1 protein-coding gene is annotated in these 1,060 nt (G+C 68.1%); it reads left to right on the forward strand.

Annotated features, from left to right (window positions below):
- Positions 1-1,043 (forward strand): IS110 family transposase (locus AB0M02_RS46745; RefSeq protein WP_364238998.1); only part of this gene is annotated, 1,043 nt, incomplete at its 5' end.
- Positions 1,044-1,060 lie beyond the last annotated feature (17 nt).

The following is a 1,060-nucleotide window of genomic DNA, read 5'->3' on the forward strand; positions in this document are numbered from 1 at the left end:
CCCACAAAGATCTCCATGTCGCCGCGGTGATCGACGCGTCCGAGACTGTGCTGGGCACCCACAGCTTCTCCACCACCCGAGCCGGCTATCGGGCCATGCTGGCCTGGATCAGCGGGTTCGGTGAGTTGGTCCGCATCGGCGTCGAGGGCACCGGCTCCTACGGCGCCGGCCTGACCCGTCACCTCGCCGCGGCCGGCATCACCATCCTCGAGGTCGACCGGCCCGACCGCTCCGACCGCCGCCGCAAGGGCAAGGACGACGACCTCGACGCGATCAGCGCCGCCCGAGCCGCCCTGCACCAGCGACGCACCGTCACCCCGAAGTCGAAAGACGGCGCCGTCGAAGCGCTACGAGTCCTTCGGGTCGCCCGGGCCCACGCCGTCCGCGAGCGCCGCAGCACCCTGCAGCTGTTGCGCATGACGATCGTGTCGTGTCCCGAGGAGACACGCGACCAGGTCCGCAACCTCACCCGCATGCAGCTGATCCGCACCCTGGCCGCCTGGCGCCCGGACGTGTCCAACGCAACCGACCCGGTCACCGCCTACCGCGTCGCGCTCAAGTCGCTGGCCCGCCGTTATCTCGAGCTTTCCGACGAGATCGCCGACCTCGACGAACTGATCAACCCCATCGTCGAAGCCCTGGCACCCGACCTGCTGGCCCGGGTCGGGATCGGCATCGAGGTCGCCGGACAGATGCTGGTCACCGCCGGCGACAACGCAGACCGGATGAAAAGCGAAGCCGCGTTCGCGATGCTCTGCGGCGTCGCACCCTTGCCTGCGTCCTCCGGCATGACCAAACGCCACCGACTCAACCGTGGCGGCGACCGGCAAGCAAACCGGGCCCTGCACCTGGCCGTCGTCAGCCGCCTACGCATGGACCCGAAAACTCAGGCCTACGTCGCGAAGAAGACCGCCGAAGGGCACTCCAAGCTCGAAATCATCCGATGCCTCAAACGTTACCTCGCCCGCGAGATCTACTACCTGCTCAATCCCGGCCAGCCGACCCCGCCACCCCGCCGGTCAAAACCTCGAACCGCCGCTTGACAAACAGGAGAGCATCC

This window comes from Actinoplanes sp. NPDC051861 (assembly GCF_040681145.1).
Classification (GTDB): domain Bacteria; phylum Actinomycetota; class Actinomycetes; order Mycobacteriales; family Micromonosporaceae; genus Actinoplanes.